The organism is Rhizobium chutanense, assembly GCF_002531935.1.
Lineage (GTDB): Bacteria > Pseudomonadota > Alphaproteobacteria > Rhizobiales > Rhizobiaceae > Rhizobium > Rhizobium chutanense.
This window is the reverse complement of record NZ_NWSV01000001.1, coordinates 226896-244073: the sequence shown is the minus strand read 5'-3', so window position 1 is coordinate 244073 and position 17178 is coordinate 226896. Positions and strand designations below refer to the sequence as shown.

19 protein-coding genes are annotated in these 17178 nt (G+C 62.2%); 6 read left to right on the top strand and 13 right to left on the bottom strand.

Annotated elements, in window-relative coordinates:
* The first annotated feature begins 111 nt into the window (after window positions 1-111).
* The 4 genes from CO666_RS01260 (at window position 112) to CO666_RS01245 (ending at window position 5266) form a co-directional block, all read left to right on the top strand.
* Window positions 112-2778, top strand: a complete 2667-nt coding sequence (locus tag CO666_RS01260) for an FtsK/SpoIIIE family DNA translocase (RefSeq protein WP_097610353.1) — start codon at window positions 112-114, stop codon at window positions 2776-2778.
* A gap of 139 nt (window positions 2779-2917) precedes the next feature.
* Window positions 2918-3586: an outer membrane lipoprotein carrier protein LolA gene (locus tag CO666_RS01255; RefSeq protein ID WP_097610352.1), complete on the top strand. Its 669-nt coding sequence runs from the start codon at window positions 2918-2920 to the stop codon at window positions 3584-3586.
* A 91-nt stretch (window positions 3587-3677) separates the two neighbouring features.
* Window positions 3678-4481 (top strand): exodeoxyribonuclease III, encoded by an 804-nt coding sequence (locus tag CO666_RS01250; RefSeq protein WP_097610351.1) that lies wholly within the window; start codon window positions 3678-3680, stop codon window positions 4479-4481.
* On the top strand, window positions 4481-5266 hold the full coding sequence (locus tag CO666_RS01245) for an ATP-grasp domain-containing protein (protein ID WP_097610350.1): 786 nt from the start codon (window positions 4481-4483) through the stop codon (window positions 5264-5266). Before CO666_RS01250 ends, CO666_RS01245 begins: the two co-directional genes overlap by 1 nt.
* Before the next feature lie 33 nt (window positions 5267-5299).
* On the opposite strand, the gene CO666_RS01240 is transcribed toward CO666_RS01245, so the two are convergent.
* Window positions 5300-5755 carry a cyclic nucleotide-binding domain-containing protein gene (locus CO666_RS01240; protein WP_097610349.1) on the bottom strand — a complete coding sequence of 152 codons (456 nt, stop codon included), beginning with the start codon at window positions 5753-5755 and terminating at the stop codon, window positions 5300-5302.
* A 110-nt stretch (window positions 5756-5865) separates the two neighbouring features.
* Window positions 5866-6549 carry a response regulator transcription factor gene (locus CO666_RS01235; protein WP_003582964.1) on the bottom strand — a complete coding sequence of 228 codons (684 nt, stop codon included), beginning with the start codon at window positions 6547-6549 and terminating at the stop codon, window positions 5866-5868.
* A 166-nt stretch (window positions 6550-6715) separates the two neighbouring features.
* Between CO666_RS01235 and CO666_RS01230 the strand changes: the two genes are divergently transcribed.
* Together CO666_RS01230 and CO666_RS01225 are read left to right on the top strand one after the other, a co-directional pair.
* The gene (locus CO666_RS01230) at window positions 6716-7237 is read left to right on the top strand and encodes a L,D-transpeptidase family protein (protein WP_097610348.1); all 522 of its coding nucleotides are present in this window, start codon (window positions 6716-6718) and stop codon (window positions 7235-7237) included.
* Window positions 7238-7368: 131 nt separating this feature from the next.
* Complete coding sequence (locus CO666_RS01225; RefSeq protein ID WP_097610347.1) at window positions 7369-8199, top strand: aldo/keto reductase; 831 nt, start codon at window positions 7369-7371, stop codon at window positions 8197-8199.
* Window positions 8200-8300: 101 nt separating this feature from the next.
* Here CO666_RS01225 and CO666_RS01220 read toward each other — a convergent pair whose 3' ends face one another.
* From CO666_RS01220 to ffh, 11 genes are all read right to left on the bottom strand, one after another.
* On the bottom strand, window positions 8301-8651 hold the full coding sequence (locus tag CO666_RS01220; RefSeq protein WP_097610558.1) for a cell surface protein: 351 nt from the start codon (window positions 8649-8651) through the stop codon (window positions 8301-8303).
* Window positions 8652-8909: 258 nt separating this feature from the next.
* On the bottom strand, window positions 8910-10319 hold the full coding sequence (gene leuC, locus CO666_RS01215; protein ID WP_085738673.1) for a 3-isopropylmalate dehydratase large subunit: 1410 nt from the start codon (window positions 10317-10319) through the stop codon (window positions 8910-8912).
* A 71-nt stretch (window positions 10320-10390) separates the two neighbouring features.
* Entirely contained in the window at window positions 10391-10606 is a 216-nt protein-coding gene (locus CO666_RS33985) for a hypothetical protein (RefSeq protein WP_164740429.1), read from the bottom strand.
* Window positions 10588-11400, bottom strand: coding sequence for an amino acid ABC transporter permease (locus CO666_RS01205; RefSeq protein ID WP_097610346.1), 813 nt, complete (start codon window positions 11398-11400; stop codon window positions 10588-10590). The genes CO666_RS33985 and CO666_RS01205 overlap by 19 nt, the downstream gene beginning before the upstream one ends.
* Window positions 11401-11416: 16 nt before the next feature.
* Window positions 11417-12214, bottom strand: coding sequence for a transporter substrate-binding domain-containing protein (locus tag CO666_RS01200; protein WP_097610345.1), 798 nt, complete (start codon window positions 12212-12214; stop codon window positions 11417-11419).
* Window positions 12215-12353: 139 nt separating this feature from the next.
* Window positions 12354-12899 (bottom strand): 50S ribosomal protein L19, encoded by a 546-nt coding sequence (rplS, locus tag CO666_RS01195; RefSeq protein WP_097610344.1) that lies wholly within the window; start codon window positions 12897-12899, stop codon window positions 12354-12356.
* 212 nt (window positions 12900-13111) lie between these two features.
* Complete coding sequence (trmD, locus tag CO666_RS01190) at window positions 13112-13813, bottom strand: tRNA (guanosine(37)-N1)-methyltransferase TrmD (protein ID WP_097610343.1); 702 nt, start codon at window positions 13811-13813, stop codon at window positions 13112-13114.
* Window positions 13813-14382: a ribosome maturation factor RimM gene (gene rimM, locus CO666_RS01185; RefSeq protein WP_097610557.1), complete on the bottom strand. Its 570-nt coding sequence runs from the start codon at window positions 14380-14382 to the stop codon at window positions 13813-13815. The genes trmD and rimM overlap by 1 nt, the downstream gene beginning before the upstream one ends.
* Before the next feature lie 115 nt (window positions 14383-14497).
* Window positions 14498-14869: a 30S ribosomal protein S16 gene (gene rpsP, locus CO666_RS01180; RefSeq protein WP_097610342.1), complete on the bottom strand. Its 372-nt coding sequence runs from the start codon at window positions 14867-14869 to the stop codon at window positions 14498-14500.
* A 47-nt stretch (window positions 14870-14916) separates the two neighbouring features.
* The gene (locus CO666_RS01175; protein ID WP_003543666.1) at window positions 14917-15237 is read right to left on the bottom strand and encodes a chorismate mutase; all 321 of its coding nucleotides are present in this window, start codon (window positions 15235-15237) and stop codon (window positions 14917-14919) included.
* Between the two features lie 16 nt (window positions 15238-15253).
* On the bottom strand, window positions 15254-16828 hold the full coding sequence (gene ffh / locus CO666_RS01170; RefSeq protein WP_097610341.1) for a signal recognition particle protein: 1575 nt from the start codon (window positions 16826-16828) through the stop codon (window positions 15254-15256).
* Between the last annotated feature and the right edge of the window lie 350 nt (window positions 16829-17178).

The following is a 17178-nucleotide window of genomic DNA, read 5'->3' as shown; positions in this document are numbered from 1 at the left end:
TGCATGGTTAACATCGCTTTAACCCGGCTCTGATTAGGTAGAGCGGACGCATTTTGGCATGGCGAAGCTTCGGTGATTCGCCTGCCCTCAGGCATTGGACGGGTTAGACACATGGCAAGAAGCACGTCGCCGGCGATGGATGGCCGTCCGGATCGGTTCTCCTTCTCGGCATTCATGCTGCGGCAGATCCAGGCGCTCATCGGCTTTGCGATCTTTCTGCTGCTGGCACTCTGCGTGGCGGCGCTGGCGACATGGAACGTCGCGGATCCGAGCTATTCCTATGCCACCGCCAACCTGCCGACGAATATCCTGGGTTACAGCGGGGCTGCCTTTGCCGATATCGTCATGCAATTCCTCGGCCTTGCCAGCGTCGTTTCGATGCTGCCGATCGTCGCCTGGGCGCTGACGCTGATCTCGGGCCGCCGCTTCAGCCGTATTCCCGCCCGTGCCGGCGCCTGGCTTGCCGGCACGGTGCTGTCTTCCGCCGTCATCGGCTGCTTTCCGCCGCCACTCACCTGGCCGATCCCGAATGGCATCGGCGGCGTCGTCGGCGACATGATCCTGCGTTTTCCCGCACTCTTCGTCGGCGCCTATCCCACCGGCACCTTCGCCATGGTCGTCGGCTGCCTCTTTGCGGCACCCACCGCCTGGATGATGCTCTTCGCATCGGGCCTCGTCGGCCGCAGCGAAGCCGAGGAAGAGATCGAGGACGATTACGTCGGCACAACAAGCAAGGCCCGCGTCGTCGGAGACGAGGAGGAGGACGAGGAGTCGCGCTGGGTCGCTTTCAGCGGTGCCATGACGCATGCCTGGTATATGAGCCAAGCCCGGCTGCGCCGGCTCTTCGGCATGGGGCCGCGCAAGCGCCGCCAGGGCGATTTTGAATCACCCTATGATTTCAACGATGACGAGTTCGGCACGCTGAACGAACCGGTCCGCGCCAAGGCGCCGACTGTCCGCGGCGAGCGCATGGAGCCATCGATGGGGGCAAGGGCGGCGCCGCCGCGCCGCATCGTCTCTGCGCCGTCGCTTTCCGTCGATGACGATGACGACGACGATCTGCCTTTCGATGCCGACATGCCGCCGCGCCCGGCCGATATCCTGCCCGACGACGATGACGACGACTGGATGATCAGCGCGCCGGCAAAACCGGCCGGCAAGCCGGAACCGCGCGTCGTCCCCGCGGTGGCGCGTCCGAAGCCCAGCGCCCGTATCGAGCGGGAGGCGCAGGGCTCGTTCATCCGTCCCGAGGGTTTCCAGCTCCCCTCGATGCATCTGCTTGCCGAGCCGAAGAATGTCGTGCGCGACTCCACGCTTTCAGCCGATGCGCTGGAGCAGAACGCCCGCATGCTCGAAGGCGTGCTCGAGGATTTCGGCGTCAAGGGCGAGATCATCCATGTCCGTCCGGGCCCTGTCGTGACGCTTTACGAGCTCGAGCCGGCGCCCGGCATCAAGTCGTCGCGCGTCATCGGTCTTGCCGACGATATCGCCCGCTCGATGAGCGCCATTGCCGCCCGCGTCGCCGTCGTGCCCGGCCGCAATGCGATCGGCATCGAATTGCCGAACCAGACGCGCGAAACCGTCTATCTCCGTGAACTCATCGCCTCGCGCGACTTCGAAGGCAGCAAAGCCAAGCTCGCCATGGCGCTCGGCAAGACGATCGGCGGCGAAGCCGTCATCGCCGATCTTGCCAAGATGCCGCATCTGCTCGTCGCCGGCACCACCGGCTCGGGTAAGTCGGTCGCCATCAATACGATGATTCTGTCGCTGCTCTACCGGATGACGCCGGAACAGTGCCGGCTGATCATGATCGACCCGAAGATGCTCGAACTCTCCGTTTATGACGGCATCCCACATCTGCTCTCGCCCGTCGTCACCGATCCGAAGAAGGCCGTCGTCGCGCTGAAGTGGACCGTGCGCGAGATGGAAGAGCGCTACAAGAAGATGTCGAAGATCGGTGTGCGCAACATCGACGGCTTCAACAGCCGCGTCGAGCAAGCCCTGTCGAAGGGCGAGGCGATCTCGCGCACGGTGCAGACAGGTTTCGACCGCCATACCGGCGAGGCCATGTACGAGACCGAAGAATTCGACCTCAAGCCGATGCCCTATATCGTCGTCATCATCGACGAAATGGCCGATCTGATGATGGTCGCCGGCAAGGATATCGAAGGCGCCGTCCAGCGTCTGGCCCAGATGGCGCGCGCCGCCGGCATCCACGTGATCATGGCGACGCAGCGCCCCTCGGTCGACGTCATCACCGGCACGATCAAGGCGAACTTCCCGACCCGAATCTCCTTCCAGGTGACCTCGAAGATCGACAGCCGCACGATCCTTGGCGAACAGGGCGCCGAACAGCTGCTCGGCATGGGCGACATGCTCTATATGGCCGGTGGCGGGCGCATCCAGCGCGTGCACGGCCCGTTCGTCTCGGATGTCGAGGTGGAAGAGATCGTCTCCTACCTGAAGAGCCAGGGCTCGCCGCAATATCTCGATGCGATCACTGCCGATGACGACGAGGATGGCGATTACGGTGGCGGTGGCCCGGCCGGCACATCAAACCTTTCGGATTCGGAGGATCCTTACGATCAGGCCGTCGCCATCGTGCTGCGTGACGGCAAGGCTTCGACCTCCTACGTTCAGCGCCGGCTCGGCATCGGTTACAACCGAGCCGCCTCGCTGATCGAGCGGATGGAAAAGGAAGGCATCATCGGGCCGGCCAACCATGCCGGCAAACGCGAAATTCTCGTTCCGACCGAAGGCGACATCCTCGACCGCTGAAATAATCGGCATATATTTCCCATAGGGCCGCTTTTGCGGAAACCTGACGGTATCGAAGCCGTTACCTCTCGCGGGGCGATCGCAACGCCTTGAAGACGCCGCCTTTCGGCAGCATGCAGATCGCATAAAGGAGATTTAGATGAGTAATTCCGACGCCTTCCTCTCCGGCCTGACGGTAACGCGGCGCGATCTCCTCGGTGCCTTTGCCATCGCTGCGACGGCGAGCGCCATTCCTCTCGGTGCCCACGCACAGGCGGCAGCCCCCGCCTCCGGCACCGCGCAGGCGATTGCCGATCATTTCTCCGGCGTCACGACGATGCAGGGCGAATTCGTGCAGTTCGGCCCGCGCGGCGAGCAGACCGGCGGCAAGTTCTTCATCCAGCGCCCCGGCAAGCTGCGATTCAACTATGACGACCCGTCGCCGATGCGGGTGATCGCCGACGGCAAGAATGTTGCCATCGGCAATACCAAGCTGAAGACCTGGGATCTCTATCCGCTCTCCAAGACGCCGCTCAGCCTGCTCTTGGCGCAGCATATCGACCTGTCGGCCGGCATGGTGAAGGGCGTGAAGGAGGAGTCGGACCTGACGACGATCGCGCTCGGCAACAATACGGTGTTCGGCAACTCGACCATCACCATGATGTTCGACCCGAAGACCTACGACCTGCGTCAGTGGACGATCACCGACAATCAGGGCAAGGACACGTCGGTGATGATCTTTAACGTCAAGACAGGCGTGCAATTCGACGATCGCGTGTTCCGCGTGCCCTATGAGACCATTCCGGGCACACCGCAGTCTCGTGATTGAGGCGTTTTCGGTTGATCGCCATTGCGGGCAGTTCCCTCCGGTCCGCCTTTGTTCTAAAGCCCTTTCATGAAAGCGTGAGAGGGCATGGGGCATGAGCTTTTCGATCACCACCTGGAATATCAATTCAGTACGGCTGCGCATGCCGATCGTCGAGCAGCTCGTTCTCAAGCACAGGCCGGATATTCTCTGCCTGCAGGAAACCAAGGTGCCGAACGAGCTGTTTCCGGCAGCGCCGCTGCGGGCGATGGGCTATGACCACATCATCATCCACGGCCAGAAAGGCTATCACGGTGTCGCGATCGCCTCGCGTATTCCGCTGACGGAGGATCACCGTCAGGATTATTGCGGCGTCGGCGATGCCCGCCACATCTCGGCGATCGTCGAGCGCGGCAATCGTCGGATCCGGCTGCATAATTTCTACGTTCCGGCCGGCGGCGATGAGCCGGATCGCACGATCAATCCGAAATTCGGCCACAAGCTCGATTTCATCGAGGAGATGAAGCAGCTGAAAGCCAATGGTGAGGCCAATACCTCGGCGATCCTCGTCGGCGACCTGAACATCGCGCCGCTGGAGCATGATGTCTGGTCGCACAAGCAGTTACTGAAGATCGTCAGCCATACGCCCGTCGAGACCGATGGGCTGCTCGAGGTGATGAAGCGCGGCGGCTGGCACGATCTGATGCGCCAGCACGTGCCTGCCAGCGAAAAGCTCTATACCTGGTGGAGCTACCGTGCCAAGGACTGGGAGGCTGCCGATCGCGGCCGCCGTCTCGACCACATCTGGTCGTCACCGGATCTCGGGCCGCACCTCAAGCGCATCGAAATCCTCAAGGAGGCGCGCGGCTGGGACCGCCCCTCCGACCACGTGCCGGTGACGGCACATTTCGATTTCTGATGCAGTGGCTTCTCCAGGAGTTCGAGGACACTCATAAGCTGGCCGAGGCACTCGACCGGCTCGGCATCTCGTACACATGGCACAAGGTCGTTCCGTTCATCGGCGAGCTTATTCCGAAGCCGGTCGTCGCCGATCCGGGCTCGGTGGTCATGTTCGGCTCGTATTCGCTGTGGAGGAACGCCGAGGCGAACGGTTACCGGCCGGGCGTGTTCAAGCTGCGTCCTTTCGTTCAGGAACGGGCGTGGCATCCCTATCTCCTCAATGGAGCCGATGCGCTGTTCATCGTCCTCCGAGATGTCCCGGCCCGTCTGGCCGACGATGGAAGGGAATGGTTCCTGCGTCCCGTTGACGACAGCAAGGAGGAGCCCGGCAACGTCAAATCGACAGGCGAGATTATCCGCATGGCGGAGCGGGTGCTCGCGCTTGACGAGGATGAAATTCCGACAGGATCGCTTCGCCACGACACGCTGCTGATGTTCACCAAGCCTGTCCGCATCCTGCGCGAATGGCGTCTGTGGGCCGTCAACGATCGGATCGTCACCTACTCGCTCTACAAAGATGGATCGCGTGTCATCCATCGTCACGAGATCGATGCCGATGTGCTGGAGTTCGGGCAGCGGATGGTGGATGTCAATCCCGGCTACTCGCCGGCCTATGTCATCGATGTCTGCCGTACCGAAGATGGATTGAAGCTGCTCGAGACGAACTGCCTCAACGCCGCCGGATTCTACGCCGCGGACCTGGTAAGGCTGGCCGCAGCAATCGACAGCCTGGGGCGCGACTGACGGCTTGCGCCGTATGGCTGCGGGCGAGACGGTTCAGCTGAAGCGGTAGAACTGGCTTGCGGCCTTGGCCGCAAGTTCGGCGAGATTGTCGCGGATGCGGTTCTCGATCAGCCGGGCGGCGTCCGGATATTCTTCGATCAGCCGGTGGAAGAGGGCGCGGGTGATGCGGATGATGCTGGTGTCCTCGCGGGCGATGGCCGTGAACTTGCGCTCCACCAGCGTGACCAGCGCCAGCTCGGAAACCAGCGTTCCGGGACCGGCGACCCCCTCCGTCCTCTGTATGCCGTCGCTGCTCGTTGCGCTCAGCTCCAGGCTGCCGCTGAGGATGACATAGGCGCTCTCGGCAGGCGAACCCTGGCGAAACAGCATCTGGCCGGCCGCGATCAGGCGCCGGTCGGCGCCGAAGGCGATCAACCGCAGCTGATCCTCGTTCATGTCCTTGAACAGTGGAAGCTGCGCGAGCATGCGGATGTCGTCAGTCAGCGCCATGTGGGCTTTTCGCCTTAGAGCAATTCCGGAAAGCGCGTCGCGTCCTGCACCGGAAATTGCGTGAAAACAAAGAGACAGAGCCTTTCCGTTTCGGAGAAAACGGAGAGGCTCTAGGGTATGATCTTGTAGCCGCCGTTTTCCGTCACCAGGATTTCGGCATTGGAGGGATCGCGCTCGATCTTCTGGCGCAGCCGGTAGACGTGGGTTTCCAGCGTATGCGTCGTCACGCCTGAGTTATAGCCCCAGACCTCTTCGAGCAGCACGTCACGGGTGACCACTTTCTGTTCGGCACGGTAGAGATAGCGGATGATCGCCGCCTCCTTTTCCGTCAGCCGGATCTTCTGGCCGTTGTCGGTGGTGAGCAGTTTCTGGCTCGGCTTGAACAGATAGGGGCCGACGGTGAAGGTCGCATCCTCGCTCTGTTCGTGCTGGCGCAGCTGCACGCGAATGCGCGCGAGCAGCACGGCGAAGCGGAAAGGCTTGGTGACATAGTCGTTGGCGCCGGCTTCGAGGCCGAGGATCGTATCCGAATCAGTATCGTGACCGGTCAGCATGATGATCGGTGCCTTGAAGCCGCCCTTGCGCAGCAGCTTCACCGCTTCGCGGCCATCCATGTCGGGCAGGCCGACATCCATGATCAGCAGGTCGACCGGTGTCGAGCGGGCGGTCGCAACGCCCTTGCCGGCATTGGCTTCCTGCAGAACCGAAAATTCCTCATACAGCGACAATTGCTCCGTCAGCGTCTGACGAAGGTCGTCGTCGTCATCCACCAGAAGAATGGTGCGTGCGGTCATGCCGTTGCGTCCTCATGTTAAGTTCCCTAGTCCTACGCCAAATTCCTGGTTTGGCAAGGATCGGGCGGCGGACTGTTGCCGCGCAGGTTTTCATATGATTTCAATTGGAGTCCCAGACAATCCAAGACATGCGAGAAAAATGGAAAAAACAAGGCGTGAGCCGGGGATGAAGCCGTCGACGATCGTGGTTCGGCCGGCGCCGGGGAAGAAGAGCCGGGCGATCGTCCGGCTCGGCGCGATCACCGTGCCTGCGGCGATCGGCCGGTCCGGCCGCACGGTGATCAAACGCGAGGGCGACGGCGCCACGCCGATCGCTTCGATGAGGCTGCTCGCCGGTTTCCGGCGCGGCGAGCGAAACGGCCGACTCGTCACGTCTCTTCCTATCCGTCGCATCCGCGCCGACATGCTCTGGTGCGATCAGCCTGACGATGCCAGCTACAACCGCCTCGTCAGGGCGCCGTTCGGGGCAAGCCATGAGGAGATGCGACGCAGCGACGGGCTCTACGATATCTGCCTGGTGATGGACTGGAACCTCTCCTCGCGGGCGCGTTATCGCGGCTCGGCGATCTTCTTCCATCTGATCCGGCCGGGCTACGAACCGACGGCCGGCTGTGTGGCGATCAGCCTCAGCGACATGCGCCGCCTTCTTCCCCATCTTCGAAAGGGAACGATTGTCCGCGTGCTCTGATTGTTTTGTCGAGGCGGCTGCCTATATGTTTCCGGTGACCGAACGCTGCGGCTGAAATGCGTTTCGGGACGCCCCGCAAGCGGGGCGCAATCCAAGCCGTGTCCAATTCTTCAAACTCCCGGAGATATATTGTGACAGCTCAACCGATCATCACTTTCCATGACGGACATTCCATTCCGCAGGTCGGCCTCGGTGTCTGGCAGACGCCGCAGGAGATCGCCGCCCCGACGGTGCGCACCGCAATCGCCGCCGGCTATCGCCATATCGACACAGCATCCGGTTATGACAACGAAGAGGGCGTCGGCGAAGGCATCCGCTCCTCTGGTGTCGACCGTAGGGATATCTTCGTCACCACCAAGCTCAGGAATACCGATCAGGGCTACGACAATGCGCTGCGCGCCTTCGACGGCAGCCTGAAGAAGCTCGGCTCCGACTATGTCGATCTCTATCTCGTTCACTGGCCGTCGCCGCATCGCGGCCTCTACACCGAAACCTGGAAGGCCTTCGTGCGCATCCGCGAAGAGGGCCGCGCCCGCTCGATCGGCGTGTCGAATTTCACGCCCGAGCATCTGGAGCGCATCATCGGCGAGACCGGCGTCGTTCCCGTCATCAACCAGATCGAGCTGCATCCCGACTTCCAACAGAAGGCGGCGCAGGAGGCCCACAAGAAACTGAACATTGCCACCGAATCCTGGAGCCCACTCGGCCAGGGGCAGTTCATCGCCAATGCCGTGATCGGCGAGATCGCCCGCAAACATCAAAAGACGCCGGCTCAGGTCATCATCCGCTGGCACATCGATACCGGCCTCGTCGTCATTCCGAAATCGGTGACGCCATCGCGTATCGAGGAGAATTTCCAGGTGTTCGACTTCAAGCTCGATGCCGACGACATGGCGGCGATCGCCAGGCTCGACAGCGCCGGCGCCCGCATGGGACCGGACCCGATGACGGCAACCTTCTGACCCCGTTGCGCCCGTCAGAGCATGATGCCGAACCCGCGAGCGGTGTTCGGACAACATGCTCTGATGATTCGACCTGCGGCCGTTTGAAGGACAGCCTTCCGTCAATAATTGCAGTTCGAGGATCCGTTGGTCGGCGCAAAGCCGTAGTCGCAGCTATCGTTCAGGCGCCGTGACCGTCCGACCGAGCCGGTATAATAATCGTTGAAGGCGCGCGCCGGATACCAATAGCCGTTCGAGCTCTTGATATAGCCGGACCGGGGGCTGCTATAGCCCCGATATCCGTTGAGATGGGGTATCTTGCTTTGGGCGATCTGGTGCAGCAGATCGGAAGAGGCCATGACCGGTTCTATCGCCGAATGGATCGGCGCGGCTCTGGCGGCGTCGATCGATGCCTGCGATGCAAACACGATCAGGCTGGCTTGCAGTAAACTCCGTACCCTCTTCTGCCTCATGGCCATTCCCCGATGGCGCGGTGTTCGCCGGAGCCTGAACGGTATCAGTCGCGTATCGCGCCTATCTCAATGAGGCCATACGCGTTTTTCGATGTCGATTGCCCGAAAGGATGAAATTGGAAAGGCGAGGCCATGCACAAACGGGCTTACCCGCTCTCTCACAACTGTCGGACCGAAGCAGCGGCGCCATGAAATACGAAACCGCCCGATGCGCTCAACGCATCGGGCGGCTTTCACTCTCTTCTGTCGGATGACAGATCAGTTCCACTCGCGGATATCGACGAAGTGACCCGCGATTGCAGCAGCGGCTGCCATGGCCGGCGAGACGAGGTGCGTGCGGCCCTTGAAGCCCTGGCGGCCTTCGAAATTGCGGTTCGAGGTCGAGGCGCAACGCTCGCCCGGCTTCAGGCGGTCGTCGTTCATCGCAAGGCACATGGAGCAGCCCGGCTCGCGCCAGTCGAAACCGGCGGCCTTGAAGATCTTGTCGAGGCCTTCGGCTTCCGCCTGTTCCTTGACGAGACCGGAGCCCGGAACGATCATCGCGTCGACGGTGGCGGCCACCGTCTTGCCTTCGACGACCTTGGCGACTTCGCGCAGATCCTCGATGCGGCCGTTGGTGCAGGAGCCGATGAAGACACGATCGAGGGTAATGTCGGTCATCTTGGTGCCGGGCTTCAGGCCCATATAGTCGAGCGCGCGCCACTTGGAGGTGCGCTTGGTCTCGTCCTGAATATCGTCGGGGTTCGGCACGATGCCCTGGACGGAGATGACGTCCTCGGGCGAGGAGCCCCAGGAGACGATCGGCGGCAGGCTGGCGGCATCGAGCACGACGACGCGGTCATAGTGAGCGCCTTCGTCGGTCTGCAGCGTCTTCCAATAAGCGATCGCCTGTTCCAGCGCCTCGCCCTTCGGCGCGCGCGGCTTGCCCTTGATGTATTCGAAGGTCTTTTCGTCAGGCGCGATCAGGCCGGCGCGGGCGCCGCCTTCGATCGTCATGTTGCAGATGGTCATGCGGCCTTCCATCGACAGCGAGCGGATCGCTTCGCCGGCAAATTCGATGACGTGGCCGGTGCCGCCGGCGGTGCCGATTTCGCCGATGATGGCGAGGATGATGTCCTTGGCGGTGACGTGCGGCGGAAGCAGGCCGTCGACACGCACCAGCATGTTCTTCGCCTTCTTCTGGATCAGCGTCTGGGTCGCCAGCACATGCTCGACCTCGGAGGTGCCGATGCCGTGCGCCAGCGCGCCGAAGGCGCCATGTGTAGAGGTGTGGCTGTCACCGCAGACGATGGTCATGCCGGGCAGGGTAAAGCCCTGTTCCGGACCGACGATGTGAACGATGCCCTGGCGCTTGTCGCTTGCCGAATAATATTCGACGCCGAACTCGGCGGCGTTGGTGGCGAGCGCCTCCACCTGGATGCGGCTTTCCTCGTTCTTGATGCCGAGATGGCGGTCGGGCGAGGTCGGAACGTTGTGGTCGACGACGGCGAGCGTCTTTTCCGGCGCGCGAACCTTGCGGCCGGTCATGCGCAGGCCTTCGAACGCCTGCGGCGAGGTGACTTCATGGACCAGATGGCGGTCGATGTAGAGAAGACAGGTGCCGTCTGCCTGTTCGTCGACCAGATGATCGTCCCAGATCTTGTCGTAGAGGGTACGCGGTGCGCTCATGGCGTTAAGTCCGTTTTTTGGAAGCTTTGGAAAATCGAGAATGCGGATCAGGCTCCGCGGCCGTCATTCGATCAACGAAGTCGGCTGTTGAGCGCACCGGACACGCAGGCAAAAAACCGCGCCGGCAGGCGATAATGGTCCTGCAGCACGAAAATATGCGCGCCAGTGCATCTGAACTTGGATTCCATCGCCTGCATATAACGATTTTTCGCGGCGGCTTCAATTTGAATCATCAGAGGCCGGCTGCGATGGCGCGGCTGGTGGTCATTCACCGCGACTTCAGCCACTTCTCCGTCCGTCGCAGCGCCAGCGACAGGCCGATCGTCAGGATCAGGTAGATATAGGTGACGATCGAATAGGTTTCGAAGAAGCGGAAGGAGCCGGCGGCATAGACCTTGCCCATCTGGGTGATGTCGGCGACGCCGAGCACGGAGACGAGCGAGCTGTCCTTGACCATCGACACGAAATCGTTGGAGAGCGGCGGGAAGATCACCCGGACCGCCTGCGGGAAGACGACGGAGCGGAAGCGCCGGTAGCGGGAAAGGCCGAGTGCCTTGGCCGCTTCGATCTGGCCCAGATCGACCGACTGGAAACCGGCCCGGAAGATTTCGGCGATGAAGGAGGAATAGCCGATCGTCAGCGCGATGATCGCCCGCCACATCAGCGAGAGATCGCGCACCAGGATGGGCTCGGCCATACCTGACGTCACCAGCGGCGAAATCAGAAAATTATAGGCGGCGACCAGAGCCGGCGCGCCGACGAAGGCGACGTAGAACAAGAGCACGAGGATCGGGATGCCGCGGATGGTCTCAATGTAGAATCGTGCGATCTGCCGCGCGACCTGGCTGTCGGCCATGCCGAGCAGGCAGATGCCGAGGCCGAGCACCGTGGCGAGCACGAAGGCGACCAGGGTGACAAAGACGGTGATGCCGACGCCGTTGACCACGGTGCGGAAAACCTGGGCGTAGATATCGTTGGTGACGATGACGGTGGCAAGGACGATGCCGATCGCGACGAGCGCGACCAACCACCAGGGATAGTCGTCCTTGACGTGCCTGTCGGAAGACGGTCGTACGGCCATCAGCGGTTGCCCGGCGTCATTCGCCCATCTTGTAGTCGAGGAACCACTTCTTGTTCAGCGCATCCAGCGTACCGTCGGCCTTGAGTGCTGAAATGGCGGCGTTGACCGGGGCGACGAGATCGGAGCCTTTCGGGAAGATGAAGCCGAAATCCTCGGTGCCGAGCGGCCCACCGATCAGCTTCAGGGCGCCATTGGAGGCGTCGACATAACCCTTGCCGGCAGTGCCGTCGGTCAGCACGACGTCGACGTCGCCGGCCTTCAGCGCCTGGACGGTGGCGCCGAAAGTTTCGAAGAGCTTGATGCGCGGGTTCTGTTCGTTGCCGTCGAGCACCTCATAGACAGCCGTATAGAAAGGCGTCGTGCCGGGCTGGGCGCCGACCAGGCCATCCTTGATTTCGGCGAAGGACTTGGCGTCGGTGAAGCGTTTCTCGTCGCCACGCACCAGCATGAACTGCTGCGAGCGCATATAGGGATCGGAGAAATCCACCTTCTGCTTGCGGTCTTCCTTGATGGTGATGCCGGTCATGCCGATGTTGTACTGGCCGTCGGACACTGCCTGGATCATCGCATCCCAGCTGGTGTTCTGATATTCGATCTTGACGTTCAGGCGCTTGGCGATCTCGTTCATCGCGTCATATTCCCAGCCGATCGCCTTGCCCGATTTCGGATCGATGAACTGCAGCGGCGGATAGGCATTCTCGGTGACGACGACGACGCTCTTGCCGCCGAGATCCGGCAGTTCGGCGGCCGATGCGGCAAGCGGCAGAAGAGCAAGGGCGGCAAAGCCAGCAAGAACGGTGCGGCGAAACAACATTGAACGGTTCCCTCAATTGAACGGCGAAAACTGTCACGGAAGATAGGCCGGAGGCAAGGCCGCGGGCTGCGTGGCGAAGCAAAAAATAGAAAAGGCGACCCGAAGGCCGCCTTTCCAGGAATAGAATTTTGCGCAGATCTTATTCTGCTGCCGGTTCCGCTGCGGCGGCAGCGGCTGCTGCTTCAGCAGCGGCCTTGGCTTCGGCTGCTTCTGCTGCTGCCTTCTCGGCGGCCAGCGCCTGGGCGGCTGCAACCTTCTCGGCTTCGATGCGTGCCTTTTCCTCGGCAACGGCGGCGCGCTCGGCGTCGTTGAGCTTGCGGGCGCGGACGCCGGTGTCTTCAACGATACGGGCAGACTTGCCGCGACGGTCGCGGAGGTAATAGAGCTTGGCGCGACGAACCTTACCGCGGCGAACGACCTCGACGCTTTCGATCATCGGCGAGTAGACCGGGAACACGCGCTCGACGCCTTCGCCGTAGGAGATCTTGCGGACCGTGAAGTTTTCCTGCAGGCCGCCGCCGGAGCGGGCGATGCAGACGCCTTCATAGGCCTGAACGCGGGTACGGTTGCCTTCCGTGACCTTCACGTTGACGCGGACGGTGTCGCCCGGGGAAAATTCGGGAAGGGTGCGCTTGGCTTCGATCTTGGCGGCCTGTTCGGCCTCAAGCTGCTGAATGATGTTCATCGTCTTAACCTTTGGTTCTTCTGAAACAGCCAGAGCGCTCGACACTGATCCTTTGGGTTAGCCTCAGGATTTTGCCCTCTCAGGGCGGGAGCGGATTCGCCATTCTTTGTTTGCTGGCAGACGGGGCTAACCCCATTTCCGCGTGCGCCAATACACCAAAGGCCGGTGCTTGTCATCCCTCGCACGACATTTTTGTGAAAGGGAGGGCGGAATCAGCCGCTTTTCTCGGTTTTCGCTCTTTCGAAGAGATCCGGCCGCCGCTCCCGCGTCAGCCGCACCGCCTCTTCGTGCCGCCATTTTTCGATGGCGCCGTGATTGCCGGAGGTCAGGATCGACGGGATTTCCCGGCCTTCCCACGCCTGTGGCCTGGTATAATGGGGATGTTCCAGCAGCCCGCCTTCGAAACTCTCGTGCAGGCCGGAAAGATCGTTGCCCATGACGCCGGGCAGGATGCGGATGATGGCATCGAGCAGGATCAGCGCCGCCGGCTCGCCGCCCGACAGCACATAGTCGCCGATCGAGACCTCTTCCAGCCCGCGTGCCTCGATCACCCGCTGGTCGACGCCCTCGAAGCGGCCGCAGACGATGATGACGCCGTCACCTGATGCAAGCGCGCGCACGCGCTCCTGTGTCAGCGGCCGGCCGCGCGGGCTCATCAGCAGCCGCGGGCGGGTGTCGTTTTGCGAGGTGTTGTCGATCGCCCGAGCGAGAACGTCTGATTTCAGCACCATGCCGGCGCCGCCGCCGGCCGGGGTGTCGTCGACGGTGCGGTGCTTGTCGGTGGCGAAATCGCGGATCTGCACCGCGTCCAGCGACCATTGCCCTCGTTCCATCGCCTTGCCGGCGAGCGAAAAGCCCAGATGCCCCGGAAACATTTCCGGATAGAGTGTCAGCACGCTCGCCCGAAAGGCCATCACTTCTTCTTTTTCGGCTTGTCCGCGGTGAATTTCGAAAGCTCTTCGGGATCGTCGACCAGCCCTGCCGCCCGCGGATCGATCAGCAGCGTGCCGGCCTCGAGGTCGATCTCCAGCACCGAGGCTTCGGAGAAGGGAATCAGCACCGGGCGCTTGCCCGGACCCTTGAGTTCCAAGAGATCGCCGGCGCCGAAATCGAAGACGCCGGTGACCGTGCCGTAGCTGGCGCCCTTGTCATCAAGGGCTTCGAGACCCTCGAGATCGGCATAGTAGAATTCGTCGTCCTCCAGCTCCTCGTCCGGCAGGTTGTCGCGCTCGATATAGAGTTCGAGGCCGTTCAGCGCCTCGGCGGCATTGCGGTCGTTGACGCCGCGGAAGCGGACGACGACGACATTCTTGTTCTCGCGGATTTCGAGGACTTCGAAGCTGCGGCCGTCCATGCTGTGCAGGTGGCCGTAGTCGCCAAGGGCGCTCGGATCGGCCGTATAGGCCTTGGCGCGCACCTCTCCCCGGAGGCCTTGCGCGCCGCCGATCGTCGCCATCAGAACGGGGTTTTCAAGCTTTGTCATGGGTTCCTTCATGTGAAGCCGAAAGACAGGTTTCTCATAAACGAAGTGCGAAGGATTGGAAACGAAAACGGGCGGCATGTCGCCATGCCGCCCGTTCGAAAAGGGACTATCCCGATTATTCCGCGGCGTCGGCAGCAGCAGCGGCGGCGTCAGCGATCTTCTGAGCCTTTTCTGCGGCGCGTTCCTGAGCGCGCTTGCCGGGCTTTGCCTTCTCGGGGTTGTTCTTGGCTTCGCGCTTGGCAACGCCGGCTTCATCGAGGAAGCGCAGAACGCGGTCGGTCGGCTGGGCGCCGTTTGCGATCCAGTGCTTGATACGCTCGGCATTCAGCTGAACGCGCTTCTCGTCGTCCTTGGCGAGCATCGGGTTCCAGGAGCCGAGGTTTTCGAGGAAGCGGCCGTCACGCGGGCTGCGCGCATCGGCGAGAACGACGTGGTAATACGGGCGCTTCTTGGAGCCACCGCGGGCGAGACGAATTTTCAGTGCCATGTTCTTTACTCCTTAGGCTTTTCTTGACCGCTTCGTGGGCGGTGTGGTTATCGGGCTGCGGCGCTCTGTTCAGCGTGATCCGCAGCGATCTGCTCATGATGCCGGATGACTTCCTTGATGACGAAGTTCAGGAACTTCTCGGCGAAATCCGGGTCCAGATTGGCGGCCTTTGCCAGCTGGCGAAGACGTTCGATCTGGTATTCCTCGCGCGCCGGGTCGGCCGGCGGCAGATTGTATTTGGCCTTCAGCACGCCGACCTCTTTGGTGCAGCGGAAGCGTTCGGCCAGCATGTGCACGAGAGCGGCATCGATGTTGTCGATCGACTGACGATAGCTCGCGAGCTGGGCTTTGACGTTTGGATCAATCATGGGGCAAGCGATCCTTTCACTTCTTCTTCGGCAATCCGGGCAATCCCGGGAAACCACCACCTAGGCCCGGCAGCTTGGCGCCGCCGAGGCCCGGCAAACCACCCGGCAGACCGCCGAGACCGGGCATACCCCCGCCCGGTTTTCCAAGCCCCGCCGCTTCCGCCTGCTTCTGCAGGGCCTCGAGCTGCCGGGGATCGATATTCGAGAGATCGGGCATGCCGCCCATACCGCCGCCGAGCCCCATCTTGCCGGCAAGGCCGCCCATCATCTGCTTCATCAGGCCGCCTTTGCCCTTGCCGCCCATCATCTTCATCATGTCCGCCATCTGGCGGTGCATCTTCAGAAGCTTGTTGATGGCGGCGGCATCGGTGCCGGAGCCGGCGGCGATGCGCTTCTTGCGCGAATGCTTGAGCAGGTCGGGATTGGCGCGCTCGGCCTTGGTCATCGACTGGATGATGGCGATCTGCCGGCCGAAAAGCCTGTCGTCGAGGCCGGCCGCGGCCATCTTGTCCTTCATGCCCGACATGCCGGGCATCATGCCCATGATGCCGCCCATGCCGCCCATCTTCTGCATCTGGCGCAGCTGGTCGGCGAGGTCGTCGAGATCGAACTTGCCCTTGGCCATCTTGGCGGCCATGGCGGCCGCCTTCTCGGCGTCGATGTTTTCGGCGGCGCGCTCGACGAGCGAAACGATATCGCCCATGCCGAGGATGCGGTCGGCGATGCGGCGGGGATGGAATTCTTCCAGCTCGCTCATCTTCTCGCCGACGCCGATCAGCTTGATCGGCTTGCCGGTGACGGCGCGCATCGAAAGGGCCGCACCGCCGCGGCCGTCGCCGTCCATGCGGGTCAGGACGAGACCGGTGATGCCGACGCGTTCGTCGAAGTTGCGGGCGAGATTGACGGCGTCCTGACCGGTCAGGCTATCGGCGACCAGCAGAATTTCATGCGGATTCGAGCGCTTCTTGATGTCGGCCATCTCGACCATCAAGGGCTCGTCGATATGGGTGCGGCCGGCGGTGTCGAGGATAACGACGTCATGGCCGCCGAGTCTCGCTGCCTGCACGGCGCGGGCGGCGATATCCGTCGGCGACTGGCCCGCGATGATCGGAAGCGTGTCGATACTGGCCTGGGCGCCGAGCTGGCGGAGCTGCTCCTGGGCTGCCGGACGGCGCGTGTCGAGCGACGCCATCAGCACTTTCTTCTTATCGCGTGTCGACAGGCGATGGGCGATCTTGGCCGTGGTCGTCGTCTTGCCGGAGCCCTGCAGGCCGACCATCATGACGACGACCGGGGCGGCCGCATGCAGGTCGATGCCCACACCTTCGCCGCCCAGCATCTCGATCAGTTCGTCATGGACGATCTTGACGACCATCTGGCCGGGCTTGATCGACTTCAGGATCTCGGCGCCGACGGCCTTTTCCCGCACGCGGTCGGTGAAGGAACGCACGACGTCGAGCGCGACATCGGCCTCCAGCAACGCACGGCGAACCTCTCGCAGCGCTGCGGAAACATCGGCTTCCGAAAGCGAGCCACGGCCTGTCAGTCCATTCAGAATGGAGCCAAGACGGTCCTGGAGGTTTTCAAACATCGGCTCTTCCTTGATACGTTTCGGGCGGGTTCGATATGCCCGGAAACGTCGTGCTTTTCCGTGACGAAAACAAGACGCAAAGCCAAAAAGCACCCGAGGGCGCATCGCGCTGTCGGGTGTTGACCTCCGGGATCTCAAGGTCCCGGTCGGCGGCTCGGAGTCATCAGGCTCGTCGCGGATTGGGCGCGATAAACAGGAAAGCGGCGGGAAAGTCAAGGCGAATGCGTGGAATGACCGTGTGGCGAGCTTTTCGGGAGCGCTGCGACCTGGCGAGAGCCATTAAAATTCCGGAAGGCAGTCCAAATTCGCGATATCGGCCAGTTGCAAAATATTCCACTTATGATTCTACT